This is a genomic window from Halogeometricum borinquense DSM 11551, from assembly GCF_000172995.2.
GTDB lineage: Archaea > Halobacteriota > Halobacteria > Halobacteriales > Haloferacaceae > Halogeometricum > Halogeometricum borinquense.
On the sequence record NC_014732.1, the window covers coordinates 80764 to 103861 of the forward strand.

Genomic DNA, 23098 nt, shown 5'->3' on the forward strand with positions numbered 1-23098 from the left:
TATCGATTCAGGAATTTGTCTCCGGCACCTTGAGGCGGAACGTATTTACTAACACGTACTCACGTATCTAACGTTCAATGAGTAGTGACGAGAGCGAAACGCCGAGACGAGGTCGTCGAAGCAAGGTCCAACGACTCATCGACGAGTACGACCTCGACGGCGAGGGTGAACGCTTAGAAGACCTGTGGACGGCGAATCGGGAGGAGCGTCTGAGTCTCCGTGAACTCGCTGACGACTTTAACCGGCGACTCCTTCGCGCAGTCATGGTCGAGGTGGGGATGAATCCGCTTGACGGCGAGGTAGCCAATACGTATCGACTCCTGACAGACGATGATGTCTCGAGCGGGATGCAGACGCAGGCCAGACAGACGCTTGAGCGCGAGGGGGTCGATGTGGATGATCTCCAGAAGAACTTCGTTTCACACCAGGCAATACACACGTATCTAACGAAGTACCGCGGTGTTACACAGGATAAACAAACCGACGAGGATCGTATCCAGAAAGGTCTCGACACCATCCAACGCCTCCGGAGCCGGACGGCAGCTGTCTCCGAGAACATTGTCGAAAACCTCGTGAGTACGGGTCGCATACATGTCGGCGATTTCGAAGTCCTCGTGGATGTTCGTGTCTTCTGCCGCGACTGCGGGACGCAGTACGACGTGCAGGATCTCTTGGAGGAGGGTCAGTGCGAGTGCGGCGGCGACATCGTCTCCACCGGGAGCGAGGCAGATGTGTCGGAGTGACGACCTGTTCTGACGGACTACCGTTGTCGGTTCTCTCGGCTCGAGGGATTCTGTGTAACAACGTTACAGCGTTATTACTGTAACGTCTCCACAGCGTGTGATGAAGTATTATATGCCTTCAACGTCTTCACTCCGATATGAGTCGTGCACAGTCTACGACAGGGACCGTTACACTCCACGTCGAGAATATTGGCGGAATCAGAGAGACAACGGTCGAACTCGGCCCCGGAGTCACGGCGCTTGCGGGTCGAAATGCCACGAACCGAACATCGCTTTTGCAGTCGATTATGGCGGCGCTCGGAAGCGACCGGGCTTCGCTGAAGGGGGATGCTGATGAGGGGTCAGTAACGCTCACCGTCGGTGATCAGACGTACACCCGAACGCTGAAACGACGCGGGAGTACTGTCGTCACGGAGGGGGACCCGTACCTCGAAGACGCAACGCTTGCTGACCTCTTTGCTTTCCTCCTTGAGTCGAATGAGGCTCGACAGGCCGTCGCCCGCGGCGACGACCTGCGTGAACTCATCATGCGGCCCATCGACACCGAGGCGATACAGGAGGAAATTCGTGAACTCGAACAGGAAAAACGAGAGATCGACAACGAGATCTCCAGTCTCGATTCTCTCGACGGCCGACTCCCCGAACTCGAACAAAAGCGCACGTCGCTGAAAGAGAAGATCGAGGAGAAACGCGCCGAACTGGAGGAGAAAGAACAGGAGATCGAGGAAGCCGATGCCAACGTCGAGCAGACGCGGGACGACCGCGACGAACTGGAGAATCGTCTCGACGACCTGAAACAGGCACGGTCGGACCTCGAAGACGTTCGATACGACATCGACGCCGAGGCCGAGAGCATCGATGCGCTTGAAACCGAACGGGATGAACTCACGACTGAACGTGAAGATATCCCCGAGGAGATCGACGGTGCTGACGAAATCGAGGCGCAGATTTCCGACCTCCGCGATCAGATGCAACGACTCGATTCCAGCGTCAACGAACTCCAGACGGTCATCCAGTTCAACGAGGACATGCTGGAGGGAACGAGTGCGGACGTTGCTGCGGCCCTCCGCGACGGGACCGACAGTGGCTCGGTCACTGACGCATTGGTCGAGTCGGATACGGTCGTCTGTTGGACCTGTGGTACCGAAGTCGAGACGAGTCAGATCGAAGAAACCGTAGACCGTCTCCGGTCGCTCCGCCGCGAAAAACTCGACCAGCGGAACGACCTTCGTGACCAGATTGATGACCTCGAATCCGAGCGCGACGAACTCGAACAACTGCACCGCCGTCGCGGACGACTCGACGACCGCCTCCAGAGCATTGACGAGGAACTTGACCGACGCCGAGAGCGCCGCGAGTCGTTGAAACAAAAGCGCGAGGATCTCACCAATCGAGTTGAGACGCTCGAATCCGAGGTTGAGGAGTTGGAGTCCCGCGATTACGGCGACATCCTCGAACGCCACCGCGAGGCGAACGAACTGGAGTTCGAGATCGGTCGGCTCGAAAACGAACTCGAATCGGTCAACTCCGAGATGGAGTCCGTCGAGTCCCGTCTGGATGACCGCGACGATCTGGAAGCCCGACGCGAGGAGATCGCCGACGAACTCGCGGACCTCCGGACGCGTATCGAGCGTATCGAGTCTGAGGCTATCGAGGAATTCAACACTCACATGGAAACCGTCCTCGACATCCTCGACTACGATAACCTCGACCGCATCTGGATCGAACGGACCGAACAGACCGTCCGTGAGGGTCGGCGGAAAGTCCAAAAATCGGTGTTCGACATGCATATCATTCGCAGTACCGACGATGGGGCCACGTACGAGGACACCATCGACCACCTCTCGGAGAGTGAACGTGAGGTAACCGGTCTCGTCTTCGCCCTCGCTGGATATCTCGTCCACGACGTTCACGAGACGGTACCGTTCATCCTTCTCGACTCCCTGGAGGCTATCGACTCGGGCCGTATCGCTCAGTTGGTAGACTACATCAGCGAGTACGCTGAGTACACCGTCGCGGCCCTCCTCCCCGAGGACGCGTCGGCACTCGACGACCAGTACGAACGCGTCCGCGAGATCTGAGACCGGCGCGTCAACCGTTCTTGCTGAACTCGTTTCGAGCGCTGTACGTCGTCTATAAGTTCTATCTGCGATCTATAACGGTCGATCTCGGTAACAGTAAACAATATCTGGGTATTAAACTTCTCAGCGCGTTCTCGTCCTCTCGCGACGCTTATCAGTAGTTGAAAATACGGATAGTTTATTCAGCAGGGTTTGTGGAATAGCTGTCCGATACAGACAAACTACTGGACGCTCACTACGGTACTCACCAAACGACGCACGAAAGTCCATCTTTGGACTTGTGAGTATGGAACGGTGATCGCCAGATATGGGAGATAGTATGTCAAGCCCTGTGATTTTGGATTAGATACCGGGCACCGGCAACTGCAAGTCCCAGCATAGCGCCGGTGAGAAGGCTAAATTCAAGGGAGTTTCCATTTAGTAAGAGAACAGCTGTAAGAGTGAGTAGAGCGACACCCCCAACGAAAACGCACTCTCCAGCGAGTCCAATTCGGCTCCGAAGGAATTGATCAGTGCTGGTTTCGCTCATACCCCCACTATCCGTGGAATGATGAAGAATTTTGGGACTACGCACCCCCACGTACCGATAGCGGCGGTTGGTTCTGAAGGACGGATTGAATAAATGTACCGTATTTTCAACGACTGTTATTAAAATTTCTTAAAATTCTACAATTTCCAAAAAGTGAGCATATTCATTTAGACGTTCGTGTACCTGACGGCAGCTAACGACCGATTCGACGTGGGTCGCTTGTGTATTCGGTCTCGATAGCGGCTCAAAATGGAACGGAAGGGTACTCGGCAGTTCCGAGCGTTTCTCCTCAGTCGCGGCGGATTGTGAGGAGTGCCGCGGCGAGGAGTGCCACGATTGCAACGACGACACCGAACCCGGGCGTTCCGGTTTCCGTTTCGGTTTCGGTGACCGTCTCGGTTTCCGTTTCAGTCTCGGTGACTGTCTCAGTTTCCGTTTCGGTGCCGGTGGTTGTCTCGGTTTCCGTTTCGGTCTCGGTGACTGTCTCAGTTTCCGTTTCGGTCATATTGCCGACTTCGGCGACGTTTCCATCGACGGTGACGGAGTCGGCCGCACCGCCGCGGACGGTCACGTCGAACGTGTCACCCACTTCCTGCTCGCTAAAGTCGAACATACCTTGGTAGGTGCCGTTTTCGGTGACGTAGACGGTCGCCGTCTTCAGGAAACTCGGCTGTGTGTCGCCCGTCGAACGGACGCGCAGACTGAGTTCCGTCCCGGGTGCGACTGTCGTCTCGCCCGCTATCGTCTGGTCGGCTACGGCTGAGACGTTTACCGGTTCGTCCAGTGAGTGCTCGGCTTCGACGATAGCGTACCCGTCTTCGACGGTTTGTTCTTCGTCAGCGAGGTTCCCCTCGTCTTCGTAGACCGTGAAGTTCGCCGTCAGTTCGTGGTCGGCGCTGAGGTCAACTGTCTGACCGCCCGGGCGCTGACCGATCACGTCGTCCGTGTCGAACGCGACGAAGTAGTTGTCGTTCACCGGGTCGGGGATGACGACGGTGTTCGAGGCGTCGAGTTGGAGTACGAACGGCTGACGGTTCGCACCGGGGTTCGACTGCTCGACGGTCAGTTCGTACAGGTTGCCGTTCGGTGCGAAGAACGCCGCAGTGTCGTTCCCGCTTTGCACATCGAGTACGCCTTCCAGACCGGATGCGTTCAACTGATGGATGACGATGTCACCATCAGCGATGGTGTCGGATCTGGTGACGTTTGCATTTTCGATGGCCTCATACACATCGTCGCTGTCGTCGAGCGTCGTGCCCGTCGGTGCAGTCCAACTGGCGAGCGAGTCGGTACTCCGCTCTTCGAGGATCAGCGTCCCAACGCCTTGTGCGTCGGCGGCGGCGTCACTCCCGGTACGAACTTCGAGGTCGTACTCGCCGGCGTCAAGGAGCGAACTGACCGTATTCTGCGGATCAATATCACTTGTGACGAGTTCGTCGTCGCTGTCGGCGACTTCGAACACGTCACCGCTGACGCCGCTCGTGGCAGCGTAGGTGTTGAACAGTACGGACACTTCCCCGTCGCCGGAGTCGTCTTGAACTGTGACGTTGGCACGGAAGCCGACATCGTCGCTGCCGACAGTCAACGTCGCTTCGTCAGCGTTCGCGATACTGACAGTGATGTTTGCGATGTCGCCGCGCTGTTGATTGACGATTCTGTCCTTGATACTTGCCCGACCTTCACCGGCTGTCGAAACGATGATGGTACTCGATTCAGTGACGACGCCGGATCCGAGATCGGTCACTTCGACAGTGTACTCGCCGGTCTCGACGGGACCGAGCGAGAACTCGTACTCGCCTTGCCCGCTCAGGTCGGCCGTGACTGATTCACCGCTGACGGCGTCGCCGTCGCTGTCGAGGAGTTCGACTTTCACACCGCGGTCACCGGCGTTCGCGGTGACGGTACCCTCGATGCTTTCCTCGTCCGTGACGCTCGTTTCGTCGAGGTCGACGTCGAGTCCGAGTTCGCGGAGTTCGATAGTCGCTTCGTTACTTCCATCGAAGGTGACGGCATAGCTACCGATTCTGCGGTTCTCGGTGTTGAACGTGTAGACGCGACTGTTCGTCCCGGTGGAACCCGAGGCGAAGAAGTCTTCCGTCTCGTCGTCGGTGCCGCTGACTTCGATGTCAGTATTGACCGATGCCGCTTCGACGGCGACGATAGAGCCCTTGTAGGCGTTCACGTCTCCGTTCGGACCGACAGTGGTCGCCGCGAACGCGACATCTTTTCGACCGCTGTTCGAGAGGTCGTTGTTCGACGTATCTTCGATGTCGTCCGAGAGCCGGACTTCGATATCGTGTGACTGTACGACTTCGTTCATCTCGATAACGACGCGGCCCGCGTCGGGTTGAGTGATGTCGCTGACTTGGCCCGACAGATCTTCGTCGTCGTCGAAGACGGTGAAGTTGGCCGTCGTCAGGCTGTTGCTGTTCACCTCCGTGTCGAAGGGTACCTCGATAACAGCAGTGTCGCTGCTGTTGACGTAGTGTACGGCACCGCCGTCGTAACTGAATGTTGTCTGTGCCGCACTCGCCCCCGCGAACGCGACGGTCCCGGCGAATACCGAGAGGACCATCAGCGCAGAGAGAGCGATTGCCCGTGTTTTGTACGTGTGACTCATGGTTTCTACTACTCCTCGTAACCCAGTCAGAACGGCCACCGATATCCCCAATGGATTAGCGTGTTACAGGCCGGTCGGACTGGTTTCTAGTGAGGATGTACTGACTCGTGAGACTGGTGAGAGTAAGTACTTTGTGTTAGTTTCGACTATTAACTATGTGATAATATTGCTCTCTGTTTCTCTCTGTACGTAATTCGGGATTTTTGCTTTGACTCCCTGGTTGTCCTTACTGTTGGTCGCGCACCTGTGATTGGACCACTTCTCCCGCGAGACGATATCGAAGGCACCGTTCGGATGCGACCGACTTCTTCCTCGCGGGAAGATATCTCACCGTTTGGTCCGCCCCGCAAAGACACGCCGCTGCACGGTCTGTACTCGGTCGATGGCTGTCCATCCGCGGCGGAGGACAGTACGGAGAATTCTTCCGGCGATGTAAAGTGCGAGAAACGACCCAACAGATGCGGCGACGATAGCTGGAACCTCAACTGGTGTCTGCGTGTAGACGATGGTGGCGGGTGTTGTCGGATAGAGGAGTGTTCGCCCTGCAAGTGCGATACCGCCGAATGCGACGGTGGCGACGAGTAACTGCCTTCCGGTCCGCACGACTAGCGACTGGCCGAGTCTGAACGGTGCCGTAACGGCGCACGTCGCACCGAACACCGTTGCGCCGAACACGATTATGCCCGCTATCCAATTCGTCGGCGGGATGTCTGCGAGAGCGATACTGCTCAACGCCGCGGTCCACCATCCGAGACCCAGCACGACCATTCTTCCATCCCGGTATTGCACGAGTTCCCACGCTCGCGTCTCGTTTTCTCTCGTACGCATACTGTTGATATATTAACGGGAAATTAATATATGTTGTCCCATGTTCACATACAACATTCAGGGTACCGCTTCGGTCATGATATTGTCGAACCGAGGAAGCTAAACCGCCCACCGTACTCTCTTCGGAAGAAAGCGATGCGCGAGGATGAACTGGCGACGGCGGTGGTCGAACACTTCGAGACGGCGTTCGAAGACAGTGAGGTTCGACTCGAAGAGCCATACGACCATTACGGCAACCGCGGGTCCGTAGATGTGTACGCGCGCACGCGAGATCCCGAGCGCGTTGATTATCTCGTCGAACTCAAGGCGGACCCGGCCGTCAGAATCGCCTCGGGTGCGAACGAGATTCTGCGTCAGTATCGCCGTATGGAGCGCTACTTCTACAAAGACGACGAGCACGTGATTCGCCGGAAACTCGCCCGAGACGGGCCGGGTGTTCACTTTCTTCTCCTCTTCGCGCCGACGGTGGCGTGCGTCGAACACGTCGGTGAACACCGCAAACTGTACGAATCGGTCACAACTGACACGAGCGTGAACGGCATCCCTGCGGTACGGAAAGTGGCCTTCCTCACGAATCTCGACCGCGCTAATGACGGTAAACTCGGCTTCCTCTCGGTCAACGGTGACGTGCCGTTCGACTCGGTGTTATTCCACCAGTCTATTCCTTCAGGATCACAACTTCAAGCGGCGATGAACGACGCCGACTTGAGTGAGTGACAAGATAACTATACGACGGAGTAGCGGTTCCAACATTCGCTTAGTGATACGCTGGCCTTCGAACCTCCGTATACCGAATAGCGATATATGAGCCGATGAAAGGTGCCGTTGTACTGTTTCGGAGGCCGAACTATTCGTATATTCGAGAAAAGACCCACATTCAACACATATCGAACCCCGTCCTGTTGGTTATGAAAGATGCTGGAGCAGTGCTTCGGTTACTTCTTCACGCTCGTGGTGTACCCAGTGTGAAGCATCAGGAAACATCCGTAGCTGACCGTTTTCACAGTAGTCGATACTCTTTTGTGCCATTGCGGGGACGAGTGCGATGTCGTCTTCACCCCAACAAATCAGTGTCGGCTGAGTAACGGTGTTGCGTGCTGGGCGTTCCGAACGACGGAATCCACGATACCAGTTTATCCGTGGACCAACGCCGGTGTGCCGCCAGGCCGCCCGGTAGCGATGGATTGTTTCCTCGTCGAACGTTCCTTGATTTGAAGTCACTTCAAGCGATGCAACCATATTCTCCATCTCGTTTCGACTCAACATCCACTCGGGTAGTTTCGGTACCTGATAGAACCAGACGTACCAGCTCCGGACAATTTGTCGGAGACTCGCTCGTAAGGTATCTCGGTACACTGTCGGATGTGGGACGTTTAAGATTCCGAGTCGGTTGACGACAGATGGCTGACGGAGTGCGAGGTTCCAAGCGACGTATGCACCGAAATCGTGTCCGACAACGTGTGCCGATTCCCGTCCCTCATCGTGAATCAACTCACGTATGTCGTCACATAAATTCGGTGTCCGATAGGGATCGATTCCGGTTGGAGCTTCGCTCAGATTGCAGCCCCGCTGGTCCGGTACGACCACACGGAAGCCGGCTTCGACGAGCGAAATAATCTGGGCGCGCCAGCCGTACCAGAAATCGGGATGCCCATGCAGTAAGACGACCAGCGGAGCGTCGGTTTCGCCCGCTGCCACGACGTGTAACTGGACGCCGTTAACGTTGCGATAGGTAGATTCGACACGGTGATCAGCAAGTAACGATGCATCGGTGTCCGGGAATGTTTTTGTATCTGTCATCAGTATTGACTTGAAACTCCAACCGGATTCTGTACCTGTACCACAGTCATGGGAATTTTAAATCAGAGTAAGTAAAAAGAAACGACGGAGCTGAATATCGTTACTGCCGCAGTCATAGGGCTATTTTTAAACTATACTTCCTCTTTCGGGGACAAACGAGTAGTCTGATAAACAAGTATTCTGATGACACTTATAGAACCGAACTGATGGGAGCGTTCGCAACGTAACGATGGTATTTAGGGACGAATTCGAGACCACGGAACCGACGCACAAACTCGTCACGAGAAATCTCCCCGATGTCAAGGACTGGGACGAGGTCGGATGGATCAGCGTCGAAAATCGGGCACTGACCGTATTCATGAACTATGGGGCCGCCGTTCAGTTCCAACTTGATCCCAAACACGGATAGTTCGAGACCGCTCAGCGGGAACTAACCCGTGTTTTAGAACCAAATTGTCTGTTCGCTGGCTCAGAAGAGGAGTATCGAGCAACACTCCCCGACGACCGTGAGCTCGTCCAGTCGATTTTGGCTGTAACTACTGGTGACACTGACGAACCAATCGACAGAACGTTTTATCTCGATGCGTTTGCGGTGGTAACTGAACAATCGTGGGTCTATCGGTCGGTTCCACACCACTTTCACATTCGAGAGATCAACGCCACGGGACATGCGGGACTACTGGAGGAGTTGCGCGAGTCGCTGGCGGACGTTCGGGGTTCGACCGTGGTTCCATTCGGGGGGCTCATCTCGTGGGAGGCTGACAGCACGCAGTACGAACTGGTGTGGGATGCACTGCGCCAGTCTGACGGCGGTGAGGGGTACGTCTCGTATGATTTGGAGCGTCTGAAGCACGTTGCTATGCACCCACAAGAACACTCACTTGTTTTCGAGTGGGAATCGGCGTCTGAGGAGCCGCTCCTTCGTCGCGCCTTCTGGCGGTTCTTCGATCCTGAAACGGCAACCCCACCACGCCGTATTGTCGTTCCTGACAGACAGCGGAGGAGAGAAGTACTTTCTGCGTTCCGCCGACTCCGTCGCGACCTTGACTATCAATACACGGTCGAAGCCGACTCGACTGAGTAGGGTCTTGAAGCCTCTGTCAACCGATCACGAAGAACCTGAAGCGCCGAAATCCGACTGAAAACTAATCGTGTTCCGTGAACGGGATGTCCCGCGTTGAGAGGATGATTTCAGCGACCTCTTCGGGGTGTTCCGCGGCGACACGAACAAGGGCATCGTGGAACTCGCGGCCGGTCAAATCGCGTACGTCGTGTTCGCGGCGAAGCACTGACTCTACCTCGAACTCCGCGTCGTCCATCACCGATAGCGTCTCCGGGCGGACGTAGACGCTCTTGGCTGTCGTGTCCTCGAATTCGAACGCCGGGCCAGACGATGATGACATCTGTTCGTCCGCATCGCTTGTTGCGGTATTTTCTGTGGCGTCCTTCTCTCTATCACTGGATTCGTCCGCTGAAACCTCGACTTCTTTTTCGGGTTCCTCTTCTTCGACTACGTCGCCGAGCCCCGAGAACCGGTTTTCGTCAGGCATCCGTGCCTCCGTTTTCGACGACTTGCGCCAGTTTGTCGAGTCGGTCGAGCATGTCGCTGTTGGGATCGTATTCTCTGAGTGTCTCACCGTCGCGCCATGCGCGACTGAATGCGATGCGATGGCGGAGCCCCGGCCCCGGCGATTCACCGAATCGCTCGGATCGTGCAAACGACGGGAGGTACTGCTCGAATGGCGACGATTCGAGGTCGTCGATGATGCGCTTTTCCTCGTTGTTGCCGCTCAAATCGTTTGGTACGATGGCGAGAATACCGAGATCGACTTCCTTGCGGATCGGTCGAATCTGCTGTTCGACCATGCGTTCGAATCCGCTGACGCTCGGTTCGCTCATCAGAAGTGGGACGATGACGTTCCCAGCACCGATGAGCGAGGCGTCTGAGAGGGGACCGAGACTCGGCGGTGAGTCGATGACGATGTAGTCGTACTCCTCACCGAGGAGCGGTTCGATGATACGCCGTCGGACCCACAGCACGCCGAACGTGGAGTTGCGGATACGGTCTTCGATGTCGTCTAAGTCAACGTGTGCGGGGATAAGATCGAATTCACCTCGGTCGTGGATGATTTCCCGTACGTCTACGGGGTCGTCGTCGGTCAGCAGGTCACCGACGTGTGGCTCTTCGGTCTCGTAGAGGTCCTTTCGACCGACGCCCTCCGTCGCGTTCCCCTGCTGGTCGAGATCAACGAGGAGCACGTCGTTCCCCCGCGCTGCGAGAGCGTCCGCGAGGTTGATCGCGACTGTTGTCTTTCCGACGCCTCCTTTCTGCAGTGAGACGCTCACGGCGCGTGCCATCTATCGACCCTCCATCTCGGACAGTGTTCGAATCGCATACATGGTAGGATGTGTGAAATTTGTGGAAATTGTGGACTGTGTTGGTCGTCCACGATACGACCGTACGTTCTGCGGCATCCCATATAACACCTCGTCAGACATTCGAGCCATCTTAGAGATTTCACAATTTCTAAAATGTCTGCAACATGCGCTTTAGAAACATTCTAAAATTCGCTTTCTATTCTCTCCTATCTAGTCCAACATTTCACAAATTGTGCGCTATTTTATCCCATATCTAACTTCTTGGGGTTTCTGAGATGTTTACAAATTCTACAATGTTCACAGGACTAGAAATTTCTCTCGTTGCGCCTCTTAAAAATTTGTAAAACTTCTACACATTCTAAAATTTTTGAAGTTGTCGAACTGTCCCAGAGGTGTTCACTGCCCGAGATGTTCTCGATTCTACACCGTCCGCAGTTTCCCGACTTCCTGCAGTTCTCACGATTCCTCCGAGTTCTACAAACTCTCCATTTCTCACAATTTCTCAAATTTCCACCTTGTTCACAAAGTGTGGCTTCACTGTCTGTCACGACGGACGCGTAGATATATAAGCCGACGAGACAGTTGGCCGATAAACGGGCTCCGTATCGAACGCTGTCTCGATGCCTTCCTATCATGGATGACGACAGAACGACACTGAACACTGGTGATGGACCGAGTATCGGGAGAGTCATCCTCGCGTGCTGTTGCGTTGTCGCGGTGATTCTCTCGGCCGCACTCGTCGCACCGCTCTCGACTGCCATCGGTGACGCGCCAGCGGACTCGCTCGTCGTATTCAAAGCGGACTCCGGTTCCGGACCGGGTGGCCTTGGCGCACTCAACCCGGGATCAAAGACGAGCGTTGGCGGTGGTGTTACAGACGACTCAAATCCGTACCGCTCGCTCGATACTGAGGTTCACTTTACCGTCGAGAGCCCGGAATCGGCATACTGGCGAACCGGTTCGTACGCGACGTACTCCGGTTCAGGCTGGGAACAAACCACCGACTCACAACCGTACAGCGGCGACATCTCACCAGCTGCTCGCGGTGAGCGAATGACCTACCGCGTCTCGTTGAAGACATCTGCAACGGCGCTTCCGACGGCGTGGCGACCAAACACGGTCAATCTCGACAGCGACACGGATCTTGCTGTCACCGAGGGCCGGGCCGTGACCGCATCGTCAGGCCTTGACGCCGGAACAACCTACACTGCTGAAAGTACTCGGCCGCCGCGGAACACAGACGTACTTCGGACTGCAGGAACTGGCTACCCTGAACCCGTCCAGTCGCGGTACACTGCGCTCCCCGATACGCTTTCACCGCGCATCGCCAGTCTCACAGCCGACATCACTGCCAACGCCTCGACGCCCTACGAGAAAGCCGTCGCTATCGAGCGATATCTGGAGTCGAACAAGGACTACTCGCTGTCGGCATCGCACGACGGCGACGACCCAGTTTCGTCGTTTCTGTTCGAGATGGACGACGGGTACTGTGAGTACTTCGCCTCCTCGATGGCCGTGATGCTTCGTACGCAGGACATTCCTGCCCGCTACGTCGTCGGTTACTCGTCCGGCGAACTGACCGGAGACAACACGTACACGGTCCGAAATATGAACGCCCACGCGTGGGTCGAAGTGTACTTCCCCGATGTCGGATGGGTCCGCTTCGACCCGACGCCCGGCCAAGCGCGTCTCGATGCCGAACGCACCGCTTTCGAGCGGCAGGAGGACGGAACCTACGAGACGCCAGCGACGACGGAGACGCCCGATTCGACTACGACGCCGACAGCCGAATCGCAGAGCCCAACCGATGCATCGACGCCGACGCCGTCGGATAGCGGAACGAGTGCTGACGGCTCGGCAGACGACGGGACGGCTGATGACGGAACCACGGATGACGGCACGGCGGACGAGGGAGCAACCGGTGACGGGACAGACGAGGGTGACTCCGACGATACGGACAAACAGACGCCCGGCGGGACGCCATCAGGGCCATCGTTCTCGCTCAATCGGACACCGGTTCCCGGTGCTGACGTGACTGTAACCGTGACGAATTCGGGCGACGCTGTTTCGGATCGGACAGTTCTGTTCAACGGTGACCCGGTCGGTGTGACCGACATCGAAGGACAGGTAGTCGCAACGGTCCCGTACGCGTCCAACTTGACCATCTCTCTTGCACCCGAGGGCGAGAGGGCCTCGCTCATCGCAGCGGATATCGGCCCTATTCCGCAAGATAGCGACGCCTCGTTCTCGGTGCGAGATCCGGCGCTTTCGGTCAGCGCGTCGAACGACTCCGTCTCGTATCCACTGGACACGAACGCCTCACTGTCGTTCGTCGGGTCCAAAGTGACCGCGAGCGAGCTTCTCGTCGTCGCTACCGTCGATACCGTCCCCATCCGCGACGCCCGCGTGAGCGTTGATGGCGAGACAGTCGGTCGGACCGACGCGACCGGACGGACCGAGTTTACGCTCCCCGAAGAACCCGGAAACGTCACTGTCAGCGTCTCTCGTGGGGAAGTCAGCGGCGAGCAATCGCTCACGCTTGACGCGCTGTCGGTCCGCATCGACCGGCCGTCGATTCCACTCCCGTATTCGACGGCGACAGTTCACACGACGCTCGGAAACGAGAGTGCAGGCGGCGTCCCCGTCTCCATAAACGGTGACCGCGTCGCAACCACCGGGCCGAACGGCTCGGCGACGGTCACGCTCCCGCTCGCTTCGTCGGCCCGCGTCGTCGCCGCGCGGTACGGGCAGACGAGTACAACGTCCGTCTCGGGGATGCTCCTGAACGCCGGCGCACTCTTCGGAACGGTTCTCATCGGCGTCGGTGCCGTCTTCGGAACTGCCTACAGACGTGGCTCCTCGCCGCTCGCGTACCTGTCGGCTCTTCGCTCCCGTGCGTCCGCTCTTCTCGATACACTGCTGGGCGTCCTCGTTTCGGGTGCCGGACTCGCAGACACACTTTTGGACGGATTTCGAGCGCTTCACGCCCGACTTCGGACCGTCGTTCAGGGTGTCGTAGACCGAACCATCGCACTCGGTGAACTCCCCGGACTCGCCGCCGCGTGGGTCACAGCGCGGCTTGCCCGCCTCCGCAACAGTGGTGAGTCGGTCACCGAACGTGTCGCTCGACGGGCGGGCGTTATAGACGACCCGCTGGACCCTGAGGCGCGGACAATCCGCGATTGTTGGGACGAGTTCCGAGGGCACGTCACCGTCCCAAAGCAGGCCTCGCGCACACCGGGAGAGCTCGCCGCTCACGCCGTCGAAGCCGATGGACTCCCCGCGGAACCGGTGTTCGTGATTCGAGACGGCTTCCGGGATGTCGAGTACGGTGGGCGGTCCCCGACCGACCGCTCCGAACAGATGACGCGCGCGATGGCTGAGATTCGGGCCGCAATCGACGACACCGATGCGGGTGGCGACGAGACGGATACTGAAATCAGTGGGGAGGACGCCCGATGAAGGCGCTCCGAACTGTCGCTGGCCTCGCCGGAATCGTCGTCGTCGCCGTCACTATCGGACTCGTCGCCGGCGTCGTGACACCAGTTTCGGCGCTTTCGGAACGGGTCAGTTCGCTCGACGGCGAACAGTACCTCTTAGCTCTCGCCGCGGTGTTGCTCCTCGGTGGGCTTTGGTTCGCTCGCCGCCGTGCTTCATCAACCAGTGACCGCTTTACGGAGCTCAGAGAGATGCCCCCCGAGGGCGCTTCTGCTCCGGCGTCAATTCGCGTCGGCGGCCGGTTCGACCGGGTCGTCGGCAACGCGCTCTCGTCAGACGATGACGACGCGATGACCCCGGTCGTTACTCGGCTTCGGGAGACGGCGACCGGCCTGTACGCCGACGTGGCGAACGTTGACCAACAGACGGCACGCCGCTGTATTCGAAACGGTGAGTGGACGGACGACGAACTCGCCGCGGCGTTCCTCGCAGCGGGGTCAGGGCAAGCTCCACTTCGGTCTCGCATCCGGGTGTGGCTCGACCCGCCACGAGAGCGTCGTCGCCGGGTCGATGCCACGCTAGACGCACTGTTCGAACTCCGCGAGGGTGTGGTTCCGGCGAGTGAAGACTCCGAACGACTGGCCGAACGGGAGTCGGAGACGCTGCGCGAATCCGAAGATTCTGCGGGACGTGAGCCAGAGACCTCCGGAACTGACGAGGGTGAGGTTGAGAGCATCGCTCCCGACGAAACTGATCACGCGTCGGCCACGAAAGTCGATGCCGGTGGTGAGCAATGACGACGCTTCGGCGCGATGACCGATGGAACGTCGGCCTCGTCGGAACGCTGTCGCTCGTCGGTATCGGCCTTGCCTACGCGAATCCGACGCTCGTCGCGGCGGCGGTGATCCCCCTCACCTACGTCCTCTACGATGCATTCTCATCGCTCCCCGAAACTGTCGAACTCGGCATTCGTCGGGAGTTCGATCCGGTGGCACCCGCTCCCGGCGAACGCGTCACTGTGACGCTCACCGTCGAGAACAGTTCGGCCACGGAATCCTCATCAGCAACCGACGACGCAAGTGATGACGGCGGCCGAACGCTCACTGACGTTCGCGTCGTGGACGGCGTCCCCGCCGCACTCGCCGTCGAATCCGGGTCGCCCCGCGCGAGTCTGTCACTCGCCCCGGGTGAGACGGAGACGGTCACGTACGACGTCGTCGCAACCCGCGGTGACTTTGCGTTCGACGACGCACTCGTTCGTCTGCGCTCCGTCGCGGGCACCAGCGTCCTCACCAGCGAGGTGGCCGTCGGCGGCGACGAAGTGCTTTCGTGTTCCGGCGGACTGACAGATGCGTCGGTCGCGGAGGCCACGCCCTGCAGAGCCGGAACAGTGCCCGCCGATTCGGGCGGGTCGGGGTTGGAGTTTCATTCGACGCGTGAGTACCGGTCCGGTGACCCACTTTCGCGCGTCGATTGGCGGCATCTCGCCAAGACTGGCGAACTCACTACCGTCGAGTTCCGCGAGCAACAGGCCAGTCGTGTCGCTGTCGTCGCCGACGCCCGCGAACCGATGCGCGCTGTCGCTGGTCCCGGTCGCCCGACGGCGGCGGAACTGTGCGCCTACGCTGCGTTGCGGACGCACCGCACGTTGACCGCCGATGGACACGACGTGGCGGCAACAGCTCTCGGTCTCGACTCAGTTGAATTTCCAGATGCCGTTGCTGTCGGCCCTGACGGTCTCCCGTGGCCCGACGGCCCGCGGGAAGCGGAAGCGATGTTCGATGCCGCCAGTGTCGCGGCCGCTGAGACGGCGACGACAGCAACTGATGGGGGCGTGGTGGACTCCGACAGTGAGCGACGCGGCGTATCACGCGACTCGCGCGCAGCAACCGTCGCGGCGACGCTGGATGCCCGCCTCGCGTCCGACGCACGGATTGTCCTCTTTTCACCGCTTCTGGACGACTATCCGGCGACGCTTGCCCGCGCACTTCGGAGACGTGGCCGCTCGGTCGCTGTACTCTCGCCCGACGTGACCGGTCGGGAGACGCCCGGACTCGCCCTCGCGTCGCTTGACCGAACCCGCCGACGAACCGCACTCGAACGGACTGATGTCACCGTCGCTGACTGGACGCCCGAACGACCGCTCGACGACTCGCTCTCGCACGTACTTACAGACAGATGACAGACTCACCGCTTTCGGACCTCGAAACGACCGACGCCGCGCCTCCGGCGTCGAACTGGCGACCCACCGCGTTGAGTATCGCTGTTGTACTCTGCTGTACGGCGATTCTCGGCGGTCTACTCACGGGTGCGACGCAACTCTGGAACGCTGTTCTCCCGGCCGCGGGCGGCGCGGCGCTGCTCGCGGGTGCTATCTCGCTCGCGGCGGCGACGGCGTACCGTCCGCTTTCGCGGTTCGTCGCTGCCTGCCTTCTTCTCCCGGCGAGTGCGGGCGTCGTCGCCGGCTTGGGGTACGTGTTCGCCAAGCAACTCGGCGGTACGTACCCTGTCGGGTCGGTGTTCGTCGTCGTCAGCCTCACAGCGGCGGGGTTCGGAGCGGCGGCGGCGGTCAGAGATACGCTTGAATCCGACGCGTTAGAGTCGGCACTCGCGGTCGCAACGGTTGCTTCGCTCCCACCGACGTTCGCGTTTGTCCCGCTTGCTATCGTCCGTATCTTCGAGGAGTTCTCCGCAACGCTGTACGTTCCAGTTCTCGTCCCCGACCCGGTTCCGGCGGCGGCGTTCCCCGGTGCACTCGTTGGCGGCGTCCTTCGATTCCTTGTCGCACCGACGCACGAAGGACCGCATCTGTTTTCGTTTGCCCTCGTCTGCTATCTCGCCGTCATCGGTCTCGAGACCGTTCTCCGGACGTATCCGGTGGCAGACCTCGTCCGGCCGAACAAGCCGGAGGCCGCGGATCGCGTCCTCGACCCACTCAAACGAGGATTGACGGCGGCGACCACACTCGGCACGCTCGTCGTCTTTATCTTGGGAATTCTCTTTCTCGCTCCGCGTGGATTCGAGATGCTTCCCGCAACGATTCTCGATCCGGTGACGACGCTCGCGGGAGTCGATATCCTTCGTGTCGTTCTCTTTCTCGGCGGCGTCGTCGGCATTCTCCTCGGTATCGGGTCGTGGGGACTCAGGCGCTTCTACGACGCCTCTAAAGACGAACTCAGAAAGTCAACTCCCTCGCTGGTAGCCGGTTCCGCTGTCGTCATCGGAGCGTTCACGCTCCACGAACCCGTACTTACGGCACTCCTCGATGCGATTCTCGATGTCCTTCCTGCGGCGTATGCGGGGGATGTGCAGACGCAGGCGGACGCCGTCATGGCATTCTACGGCGGTGAGGTGGTCGTTCTCGGCCTCTGTGCCGGGTTGCTCTTCGTCGCTGCTGTCGCTTTCGCGGTGCTGTACGGCGTGGTCAACATCGGCGTCATGACTGACAGGGCCGCCGGTGCCGCCGTCGCGGGCGCGGGTCTGTTCGTCGCGTCAGCAGTCGCCGCCACCGTTGGTGCGGGAACAACGCTCGTTCTCGCGGGGCTTGTCGGCGGACTCATCGTCCGCGACGCCGGAACTCACGGCGTGACTCTTGGTCACGAAATCGGTCGTCTCGGCGAGACACGCCGCGCGGAACTCGTCCACCTCGCCGTCACTGCTATCGTTGGCGTCGTCGCCGCGATAGCCGCTGTTGGCCTCGCGGACTTCCTCGGTCGAATCCCGGCCCTCGATGGCTCGGGGCTGTCTCTCGCTCTCGGTGGCGCGGTTCTCGGCGTCCTATTTTTCGTTGTTGCTCTGCGCTGAGGTGCCTCTCGGACGGCCACTGGACTTTACCGCTGACACCGTGACTGTCGGGATATGTCCGGGCCAGTGTTTCTCGAAGGCGATGGCGTCGCACTCTGTCCGGCCGACCAGTCGGATCTCAACTTTCTACGGACACACGAGAACGATCCCCGCGTCCGCAAAACGAGAACCGTCAGGTTTCCGACCAGTACGGATCATGCTACTACCCGTCTCGGCGGGACGATGGGTCGAAACGAGGAAACCGTCGGTCTCGTCATTCGCGCTGACGACGAATCGGTCGGGTTCGTCTACCTCCTTCGTGAGGACCCGAACGCCATCGACTTTCGCTACGCGGAGTTGGCCTACTGGATCGCTTACGAACACTGGGATGCGGGATACGCGACGGCCGCCGCGAAGACGATGGTCAAGTACGGCTTCGATGAGCTCGGTCTCCACCGCATCACAGCCTCGACGCTCGCCAGTAACGAATCTTCGAAACGCGTCTTGGAGAAAGTCGGATTCGAACGCGAGGGAGTCGCCCGCGAGGAAGTATATACCGACGGCGAGTGGCACGACCGGATTCGGTATGGACTGCTCGCAGACGAGTGGCGCGCGGATAACTCGTAGTGACCGAGTACCGACTCTCCCTCTCTCCCCCCTCCCCCCGCACCCCCCATCCCCCACTCACCCTCTCGCGGACGCCTCGTCGCGCTAGCGCCGCGATCTCGTTGACGACCCTCCCGCGCTAACGTCGCTCTCTGGAACCGATCACACCCTCGTCTCTCGAATCGCCGTCTCTGTCGCGCTCTCGCCGCCTTTCACACTGTCTCAATCTTTTCATCAAACTTCACATAAATTTATATATAGTAAGTTGAATTTCATGCTCGCAGATGTTAGAAGAAGGTATTTCCTATCCTCTTGATGGGGATAATGCACTCGGTCGTATCGTCATCGGATCGCTGCTCATCTTCGGGTTTATCTTGGTTGTCCCGGTATTCCTCCTGTACGGTTATCTCGTCCGAGTCCTTGAGGCGACGGCACACGGCAAACCAGAACCTCCCGCGTTCGACGACTGGGGGAAGATGTTCGTGGACGGACTCAAAGCGTTTGGCGTGACACTCGTGTACGGGTTCGTTCCGTTCGCACTCATGGGGGCCAGTCTCGGTGTCGGTCTTTCGGGTGGTGCCTCTGGAAGTGACACTGCGGCCGGACTCCTCGGTGGTATTGGAGCGCTCGGCTTCGGTGTGAGCTTCTTCGCCATGTTCATCATCTACTACCTCGTCCCGGCGGCGCTCACGAACATGGCCGTCGAAGACAGTTTCGGCGCAGCGTTCGACATCAGCCGTCTCAAAGATGTCCTGTTGAGTGCGGATTACTTCGTCGCGTGGATAATCCCGTTCTTGCTCGCGTTCGTCGCTTACGTGCTGACTGGTTTTCTCGTCGCCATCACGATCGGCATTGGAACTCTCCTCGTCCCGACTATCCAGTTCTACACGAACGTCGCCGTATTCTACATGTTCGGTCGCGCGTTCGGGAAGGTCACTGGTATCGAAACGACGCAGTCGGCAACGCCGGCCGACGCCGTGTAATTCACGACGCCGCGTAATTCACCCCGAGGCGATATTTTCGACGGCTTCGTCGTATGAAACCTTTCTTTCTGTGTTCCTACGCAGCGCGAACCACTCGCTCGGATGCGGTGGCTTCAGGTTGCAGCATCCCACTCGTCGAGGTCAAACCACTATCCTCGTTGTCGAGACGGTCGCTGGTGGTGAGGAGGTCATACGCGGCGGTGACGCAGTGGTCGTCGTCCGCAATCGCCCAGAACCCGCCCTTGTGCCGAACGAGGTCCCGATCATTCAGCCGAGAGAGCGCCGTTCCACGGTGTTTGGCTGATCTGACGTGGTGTTTCCTGGTTCGTGTATTTACTATAACTTCGTTCGGCCGAATCAAACGCTCGACAACCGTACGCCCATCAAAGCGGTGCGCATCTATACAGTGCCGAGAAACGAAATCTGCCAAAAATACTATAGATCTACACTATTAATAATTTCATATGAGCGCAAATAGTGATGAGGTATACGAACTGTACGAACAATTATCAGAAGAAGAGCGTGAAGATTTCTTCCACCGATTATCTGGTGATCTAGATTGGGTCAGCATCGACGAAAGTGTACCAGAGATTGACGAGGAACCCTGGAACTTGTATTGGCACGAATTCAAGAGTGGCTCTGACGAATTTGAAAAATTCATCCATAACCCCCTCGCAGTACTAGCAAATTCGATCGAAGAGGTTGACGAAAGCTTCCATATAACTACTAATATTGTCAATCATCACCGAGGGCTTGCGATGACAGAGGTATGTACAATGCCGATGGTTATGGCTGAGTACGAAACAGTGCACGTTCTATTATACAAGCACTGAATAGACAAACACATCTACAATCTGTCAGTAAATACCGTACCTCATCAATATTTTTCTGATTCTGACAAGAAGGGGTATGTAATGGAGGAATATAGGGAACTCCATAGCAAGTTGCGTGCAACCCTGAACGACTTGCGACAGGCAGTTGGCGAGGCACTGGTGGTTGTGGAAGCCGAAGAATCGACCGGACTCAGTACGCGGTCCAAGCACCTGCGGACGTACGAGTCGGTACTAGTACGATGATTTCGCGCCGCTCTGTTCTCCAGTGTATCACCGCTGGGTCTCTCGTCGGATTGGTTGGCCACACGGGATCTACAGCACAACCCGAATCTACGACAGACGGAACCGACCAGAACGCCACCGGCAAGCTTCGTGTCTCACCAACGTCAGTACATTACGACGAACCGTTCACACTCATGGTGAGTGGCATAGCTCCTGGGACAGCCGTGACGATCACGGCCCGGACGTTCGACCGCGAGGGTCGTCAGTGGGCTTCGTTCGCAACGTTCACGGCGTCCTCGAAGGGTGTCGTCGATATCGAGACGCACGCTCCGGACGCAGGGACGTACGAGACAGTTTCTCCTATGGGGTTAATCTGGTCGATGCGGCCAACCGACGGCGAATCATCAATATACGCGCCACCGGAGGGAGGCAGCGACCTGACGCTCACTGCGAGCGCCGATGGTCGACAAATCGGCCAGCAGACCGTGACCCGGTGGTTCGGTCCCAAGAAGTTGCATACCGAGGCGTCTCCCGACGGACTTCTTGGCACGCTATTCCGACCGAGCGGGGATGGTCCATATCCAGGTGTTATGGTCCTCCACGGCTCAGGCGGTCAGCCCGCCGTCGGAAGCGCGCTCATGCTTGCCGCCCACGGATACGCAGCGTTCGCACCACAGTATTTCGGTCCGCCAGATGCAGTTCCGGACCAGCTAGCCGAGGTTCCCCTTGAATACCTCCAGCGGGGCTACGACTGGCTAACGAGCCGTCCAGCTGTTCGAGACGGCTCGGTCGGCCTCCTCGGCACTTCCAAAGGGGCTGAATTGGCGTTGCTAGCTGGTGCGACCTTCGATTGGGTCGGAGCTGTCGCGGCGTACGCACCGTCGGGCATCGTCTGGGCGGGGTTGACGTACGGTGGCGAGATGACATCGTCGTGGACACTCGACGGCGACCCGGTTCCGTTCGTCCCGACCGCGTTCCCGCCGTCGGTCATCGCCGACTACGTCGCATCGTGGCCGCTCGGAGGTTCGGTGTCGCTCCGACCGACCTACGAGGTTGGATTGGAGCAGGCGAGTACCGAGCGAATCTCGGAGGCGACGATACCGGTCGAGAACATCGACGGCCCGGTAACACTCGTCTCGGGCGGAGACGACAGATTATGGCCGTCAGCCACATTCGGACGGATGGTAGTGAGGCGACTCCGTAACCATGAGCATCCGTATCCGGTCCGACACGTTACGACGGAGACGGCGGGCCACGCCATCTCGTTCCCGTATCAGCCAACCACCGGGTTGACGGCGATAAGCAGTCCGCCCCCGGGGACTACGATGGCATTGGGCGGGTCTCCGGAAGGCCTCGCACGGGCTAACAAGGAGTCGTGGCCGGTCGTCCTCTCGACGCTTGAGGGGGGATTATCATGACCGCACGCGATATGCTTGCCGCTCCACGTCGGTGGGTGCGTCCGGCGATTGCTGCCGCGGTCGTTCCAGCTATCGTTGGTGTGGTTGCCTTCTTCAAGGGCTATCCGCTCCCGGTAGACGGCAGGGAGTTCGTGGCTGTCGCCGGAAGCGGGATATTACTTGGACTGCTCGGCATCGTCGGCTGGTGGTTGTCCGAACGTGGCCGTCCGGCGGCAGTCGTAACCGCGGTTGCGGGAGTCTCTGGGGGCGTGGGATGGAGCCTGTGGCGACCGGGCGTGACAGCGGCGCGTGTCGGCGGTGAAGTCGTCCTGACCGGCGATCCGATCCTTGCTCGTTTCGTCGGTGTCACCCCGTGGCTCCTCCTCGTCGTCGGCATCGTCGGAGTCGTCGAGCCTGTCGTTCCCGGTCTGAAAGCGTTCGTCGGAAGTAAAGCGGCAGCGTCTCGGCGCCGGACACGTCGAGGTGCACTTCGATTTGGGGTGCTGAGTGGCGTGGTGCTGACTTTCCTCTCAGTCCTCCCGGTGTACCTCATTGCGGATGGTTTCGGTGACGTACTCTTCCTCGGATTCAGTCTCGGTGGCGGATTCGTCGGCATGCTGATCGTCGCCTATCTGTTCGCACGCCACCACCTCGTACTGCCCGTCTTTGGAGTCGGTGTCATCACGTCCGCGGCAGCGGTAGCGGTGGCGACCGGCGGGTCACCGGTTGGATATCCGATGGCGTGGTCGATCTGGCTTCTCTTGGGAGTACTCCTCGGAGTCATTGAGGCGGTCGGTTGGCGACTCGTCTCGGCCGTCTGGTGACTGACGCTTCGCTAGGTTCGGTGAGGCGGGCA

20 protein-coding genes are annotated in these 23098 nt (G+C 58.8%); 15 read left to right on the forward strand and 5 right to left on the reverse strand.

What is annotated here, in order from left to right:
* Positions 1 to 77 precede the first annotated feature (77 nt).
* Both rdfA and HBOR_RS18580 read left to right on the forward strand, forming a co-directional pair.
* Positions 78 to 743 (forward strand): rod-determining factor RdfA, encoded by a 666-nt coding sequence (rdfA, locus tag HBOR_RS18575; RefSeq protein ID WP_006055799.1) that lies wholly within the window; start codon positions 78 to 80, stop codon positions 741 to 743.
* A gap of 137 nt (positions 744 to 880) precedes the next feature.
* Positions 881 to 2824, forward strand: coding sequence for an archaea-specific SMC-related protein (locus HBOR_RS18580; protein ID WP_006055800.1), 1944 nt, complete (start codon positions 881 to 883; stop codon positions 2822 to 2824).
* A gap of 818 nt (positions 2825 to 3642) precedes the next feature.
* Here HBOR_RS18580 and HBOR_RS18585 read toward each other — a convergent pair.
* Together HBOR_RS18585 and HBOR_RS18590 are read right to left on the reverse strand one after the other, a co-directional pair.
* The gene (locus tag HBOR_RS18585) at positions 3643 to 5973 is read right to left on the reverse strand and encodes a DUF7827 domain-containing protein (RefSeq protein ID WP_013440809.1); all 2331 of its coding nucleotides are present in this window, start codon (positions 5971 to 5973) and stop codon (positions 3643 to 3645) included.
* A 327-nt stretch (positions 5974 to 6300) separates the two neighbouring features.
* Entirely contained in the window at positions 6301 to 6801 is a 501-nt protein-coding gene (locus HBOR_RS18590; RefSeq protein WP_006055802.1) for a hypothetical protein, read from the reverse strand.
* A 135-nt stretch (positions 6802 to 6936) separates the two neighbouring features.
* On the opposite strand from HBOR_RS18590, the gene HBOR_RS18595 reads away from it, so the two are divergent.
* Positions 6937 to 7518 (forward strand): hypothetical protein, encoded by a 582-nt coding sequence (locus HBOR_RS18595; protein WP_006055803.1) that lies wholly within the window; start codon positions 6937 to 6939, stop codon positions 7516 to 7518.
* A gap of 189 nt (positions 7519 to 7707) precedes the next feature.
* Here the strand turns inward: HBOR_RS18595 and HBOR_RS18600 are convergent, their stop codons facing one another.
* The gene (locus HBOR_RS18600) at positions 7708 to 8601 is read right to left on the reverse strand and encodes an alpha/beta fold hydrolase (RefSeq protein WP_006055804.1); all 894 of its coding nucleotides are present in this window, start codon (positions 8599 to 8601) and stop codon (positions 7708 to 7710) included.
* A 229-nt stretch (positions 8602 to 8830) separates the two neighbouring features.
* On the opposite strand from HBOR_RS18600, the gene HBOR_RS18605 reads away from it, so the two are divergent.
* Positions 8831 to 9010 (forward strand): hypothetical protein, encoded by a 180-nt coding sequence (locus tag HBOR_RS18605; protein ID WP_006055805.1) that lies wholly within the window; start codon positions 8831 to 8833, stop codon positions 9008 to 9010.
* Positions 9011 to 9193: 183 nt separating this feature from the next.
* Positions 9194 to 9685, forward strand: coding sequence for a hypothetical protein (locus HBOR_RS18610; protein WP_241432379.1), 492 nt, complete (start codon positions 9194 to 9196; stop codon positions 9683 to 9685).
* 61 nt (positions 9686 to 9746) lie between these two features.
* Here HBOR_RS18610 and HBOR_RS18615 read toward each other — a convergent pair whose 3' ends face one another.
* Together HBOR_RS18615 and HBOR_RS18620 are read right to left on the reverse strand one after the other, a co-directional pair.
* On the reverse strand, positions 9747 to 10151 hold the full coding sequence (locus HBOR_RS18615) for a hypothetical protein (protein ID WP_013440811.1): 405 nt from the start codon (positions 10149 to 10151) through the stop codon (positions 9747 to 9749).
* Positions 10144 to 10959 carry a ParA family protein gene (locus HBOR_RS18620; protein ID WP_006055807.1) on the reverse strand — a complete coding sequence of 272 codons (816 nt, stop codon included), beginning with the start codon at positions 10957 to 10959 and terminating at the stop codon, positions 10144 to 10146. The genes HBOR_RS18615 and HBOR_RS18620 overlap by 8 nt, the downstream gene beginning before the upstream one ends.
* Positions 10960 to 11613: 654 nt before the next feature.
* Here HBOR_RS18620 and HBOR_RS18625 point away from each other — a divergent pair.
* From HBOR_RS18625 to HBOR_RS18670, 10 genes are all read left to right on the forward strand, one after another.
* On the forward strand, positions 11614 to 14442 hold the full coding sequence (locus tag HBOR_RS18625; RefSeq protein ID WP_006055808.1) for a transglutaminase domain-containing protein: 2829 nt from the start codon (positions 11614 to 11616) through the stop codon (positions 14440 to 14442).
* Entirely contained in the window at positions 14439 to 15215 is a 777-nt protein-coding gene (locus HBOR_RS18630) for a DUF7269 family protein (RefSeq protein WP_006055809.1), read from the forward strand. The genes HBOR_RS18625 and HBOR_RS18630 overlap by 4 nt, the downstream gene beginning before the upstream one ends.
* Positions 15212 to 16600, forward strand: a complete 1389-nt coding sequence (locus HBOR_RS18635) for a DUF58 domain-containing protein (RefSeq protein WP_006055810.1) — start codon at positions 15212 to 15214, stop codon at positions 16598 to 16600. The genes HBOR_RS18630 and HBOR_RS18635 overlap by 4 nt, the downstream gene beginning before the upstream one ends.
* Positions 16597 to 18222, forward strand: a complete 1626-nt coding sequence (locus tag HBOR_RS18640; protein WP_006055811.1) for a DUF7519 family protein — start codon at positions 16597 to 16599, stop codon at positions 18220 to 18222. Before HBOR_RS18635 ends, HBOR_RS18640 begins: the two co-directional genes overlap by 4 nt.
* A gap of 54 nt (positions 18223 to 18276) precedes the next feature.
* The gene (locus HBOR_RS18645; protein WP_013440812.1) at positions 18277 to 18828 is read left to right on the forward strand and encodes a GNAT family N-acetyltransferase; all 552 of its coding nucleotides are present in this window, start codon (positions 18277 to 18279) and stop codon (positions 18826 to 18828) included.
* Between the two features lie 263 nt (positions 18829 to 19091).
* Complete coding sequence (locus HBOR_RS18650; RefSeq protein WP_006055813.1) at positions 19092 to 19790, forward strand: DUF4013 domain-containing protein; 699 nt, start codon at positions 19092 to 19094, stop codon at positions 19788 to 19790.
* Between the two features lie 464 nt (positions 19791 to 20254).
* Positions 20255 to 20623, forward strand: coding sequence for a hypothetical protein (locus HBOR_RS18660; RefSeq protein WP_006055814.1), 369 nt, complete (start codon positions 20255 to 20257; stop codon positions 20621 to 20623).
* Between the two features lie 81 nt (positions 20624 to 20704).
* Positions 20705 to 20866 (forward strand): hypothetical protein, encoded by a 162-nt coding sequence (locus HBOR_RS20140; protein ID WP_006055815.1) that lies wholly within the window; start codon positions 20705 to 20707, stop codon positions 20864 to 20866.
* The gene (locus HBOR_RS18665) at positions 20863 to 22263 is read left to right on the forward strand and encodes an acyl-CoA thioesterase/bile acid-CoA:amino acid N-acyltransferase family protein (RefSeq protein WP_006055816.1); all 1401 of its coding nucleotides are present in this window, start codon (positions 20863 to 20865) and stop codon (positions 22261 to 22263) included. Before HBOR_RS20140 ends, HBOR_RS18665 begins: the two co-directional genes overlap by 4 nt.
* Positions 22260 to 23066, forward strand: coding sequence for a hypothetical protein (locus HBOR_RS18670; RefSeq protein WP_006055817.1), 807 nt, complete (start codon positions 22260 to 22262; stop codon positions 23064 to 23066). The genes HBOR_RS18665 and HBOR_RS18670 overlap by 4 nt, the downstream gene beginning before the upstream one ends.
* The last annotated feature ends 32 nt before the right edge of the window (positions 23067 to 23098 follow it).

Bases quoted from the DNA above. Each gene is read 5' to 3' on its own strand.
- HBOR_RS18650 (WP_006055813.1), top strand. From the start codon at position 19,092: ATGTTAGAAGAAGGTATTTCCTATCCTCTTGATGGGGATAATGCACTC.
- HBOR_RS18645 (WP_013440812.1), top strand. From the start codon at position 18,277: ATGTCCGGGCCAGTGTTTCTCGAAGGCGATGGCGTCGCACTCTGTCCG.
- HBOR_RS18630 (WP_006055809.1), top strand. From the start codon at position 14,439: ATGAAGGCGCTCCGAACTGTCGCTGGCCTCGCCGGAATCGTCGTCGTC.
- HBOR_RS18620 (WP_006055807.1), bottom strand. From the start codon at position 10,959: ATGGCACGCGCCGTGAGCGTCTCACTGCAGAAAGGAGGCGTCGGAAAG.
- HBOR_RS18585 (WP_013440809.1), bottom strand. From the start codon at position 5,973: ATGAGTCACACGTACAAAACACGGGCAATCGCTCTCTCTGCGCTGATG.
- HBOR_RS18660 (WP_006055814.1), top strand. From the start codon at position 20,255: ATGAGCGCAAATAGTGATGAGGTATACGAACTGTACGAACAATTATCA.
- HBOR_RS18670 (WP_006055817.1), top strand. From the start codon at position 22,260: ATGACCGCACGCGATATGCTTGCCGCTCCACGTCGGTGGGTGCGTCCG.
- HBOR_RS18665 (WP_006055816.1), top strand. From the start codon at position 20,863: ATGATTTCGCGCCGCTCTGTTCTCCAGTGTATCACCGCTGGGTCTCTC.
- HBOR_RS18605 (WP_006055805.1), top strand. From the start codon at position 8,831: ATGGTATTTAGGGACGAATTCGAGACCACGGAACCGACGCACAAACTC.
- HBOR_RS18625 (WP_006055808.1), top strand. From the start codon at position 11,614: ATGGATGACGACAGAACGACACTGAACACTGGTGATGGACCGAGTATC.
- rdfA (WP_006055799.1), top strand. From the start codon at position 78: ATGAGTAGTGACGAGAGCGAAACGCCGAGACGAGGTCGTCGAAGCAAG.
- HBOR_RS18580 (WP_006055800.1), top strand. From the start codon at position 881: ATGAGTCGTGCACAGTCTACGACAGGGACCGTTACACTCCACGTCGAG.
- HBOR_RS18590 (WP_006055802.1), bottom strand. From the start codon at position 6,801: ATGCGTACGAGAGAAAACGAGACGCGAGCGTGGGAACTCGTGCAATAC.
- HBOR_RS18595 (WP_006055803.1), top strand. From the start codon at position 6,937: ATGCGCGAGGATGAACTGGCGACGGCGGTGGTCGAACACTTCGAGACG.
- HBOR_RS18600 (WP_006055804.1), bottom strand. From the start codon at position 8,601: ATGACAGATACAAAAACATTCCCGGACACCGATGCATCGTTACTTGCT.
- HBOR_RS18635 (WP_006055810.1), top strand. From the start codon at position 15,212: ATGACGACGCTTCGGCGCGATGACCGATGGAACGTCGGCCTCGTCGGA.
- HBOR_RS18615 (WP_013440811.1), bottom strand. From the start codon at position 10,151: ATGCCTGACGAAAACCGGTTCTCGGGGCTCGGCGACGTAGTCGAAGAA.
- HBOR_RS18640 (WP_006055811.1), top strand. From the start codon at position 16,597: ATGACAGACTCACCGCTTTCGGACCTCGAAACGACCGACGCCGCGCCT.
- HBOR_RS20140 (WP_006055815.1), top strand. From the start codon at position 20,705: ATGGAGGAATATAGGGAACTCCATAGCAAGTTGCGTGCAACCCTGAAC.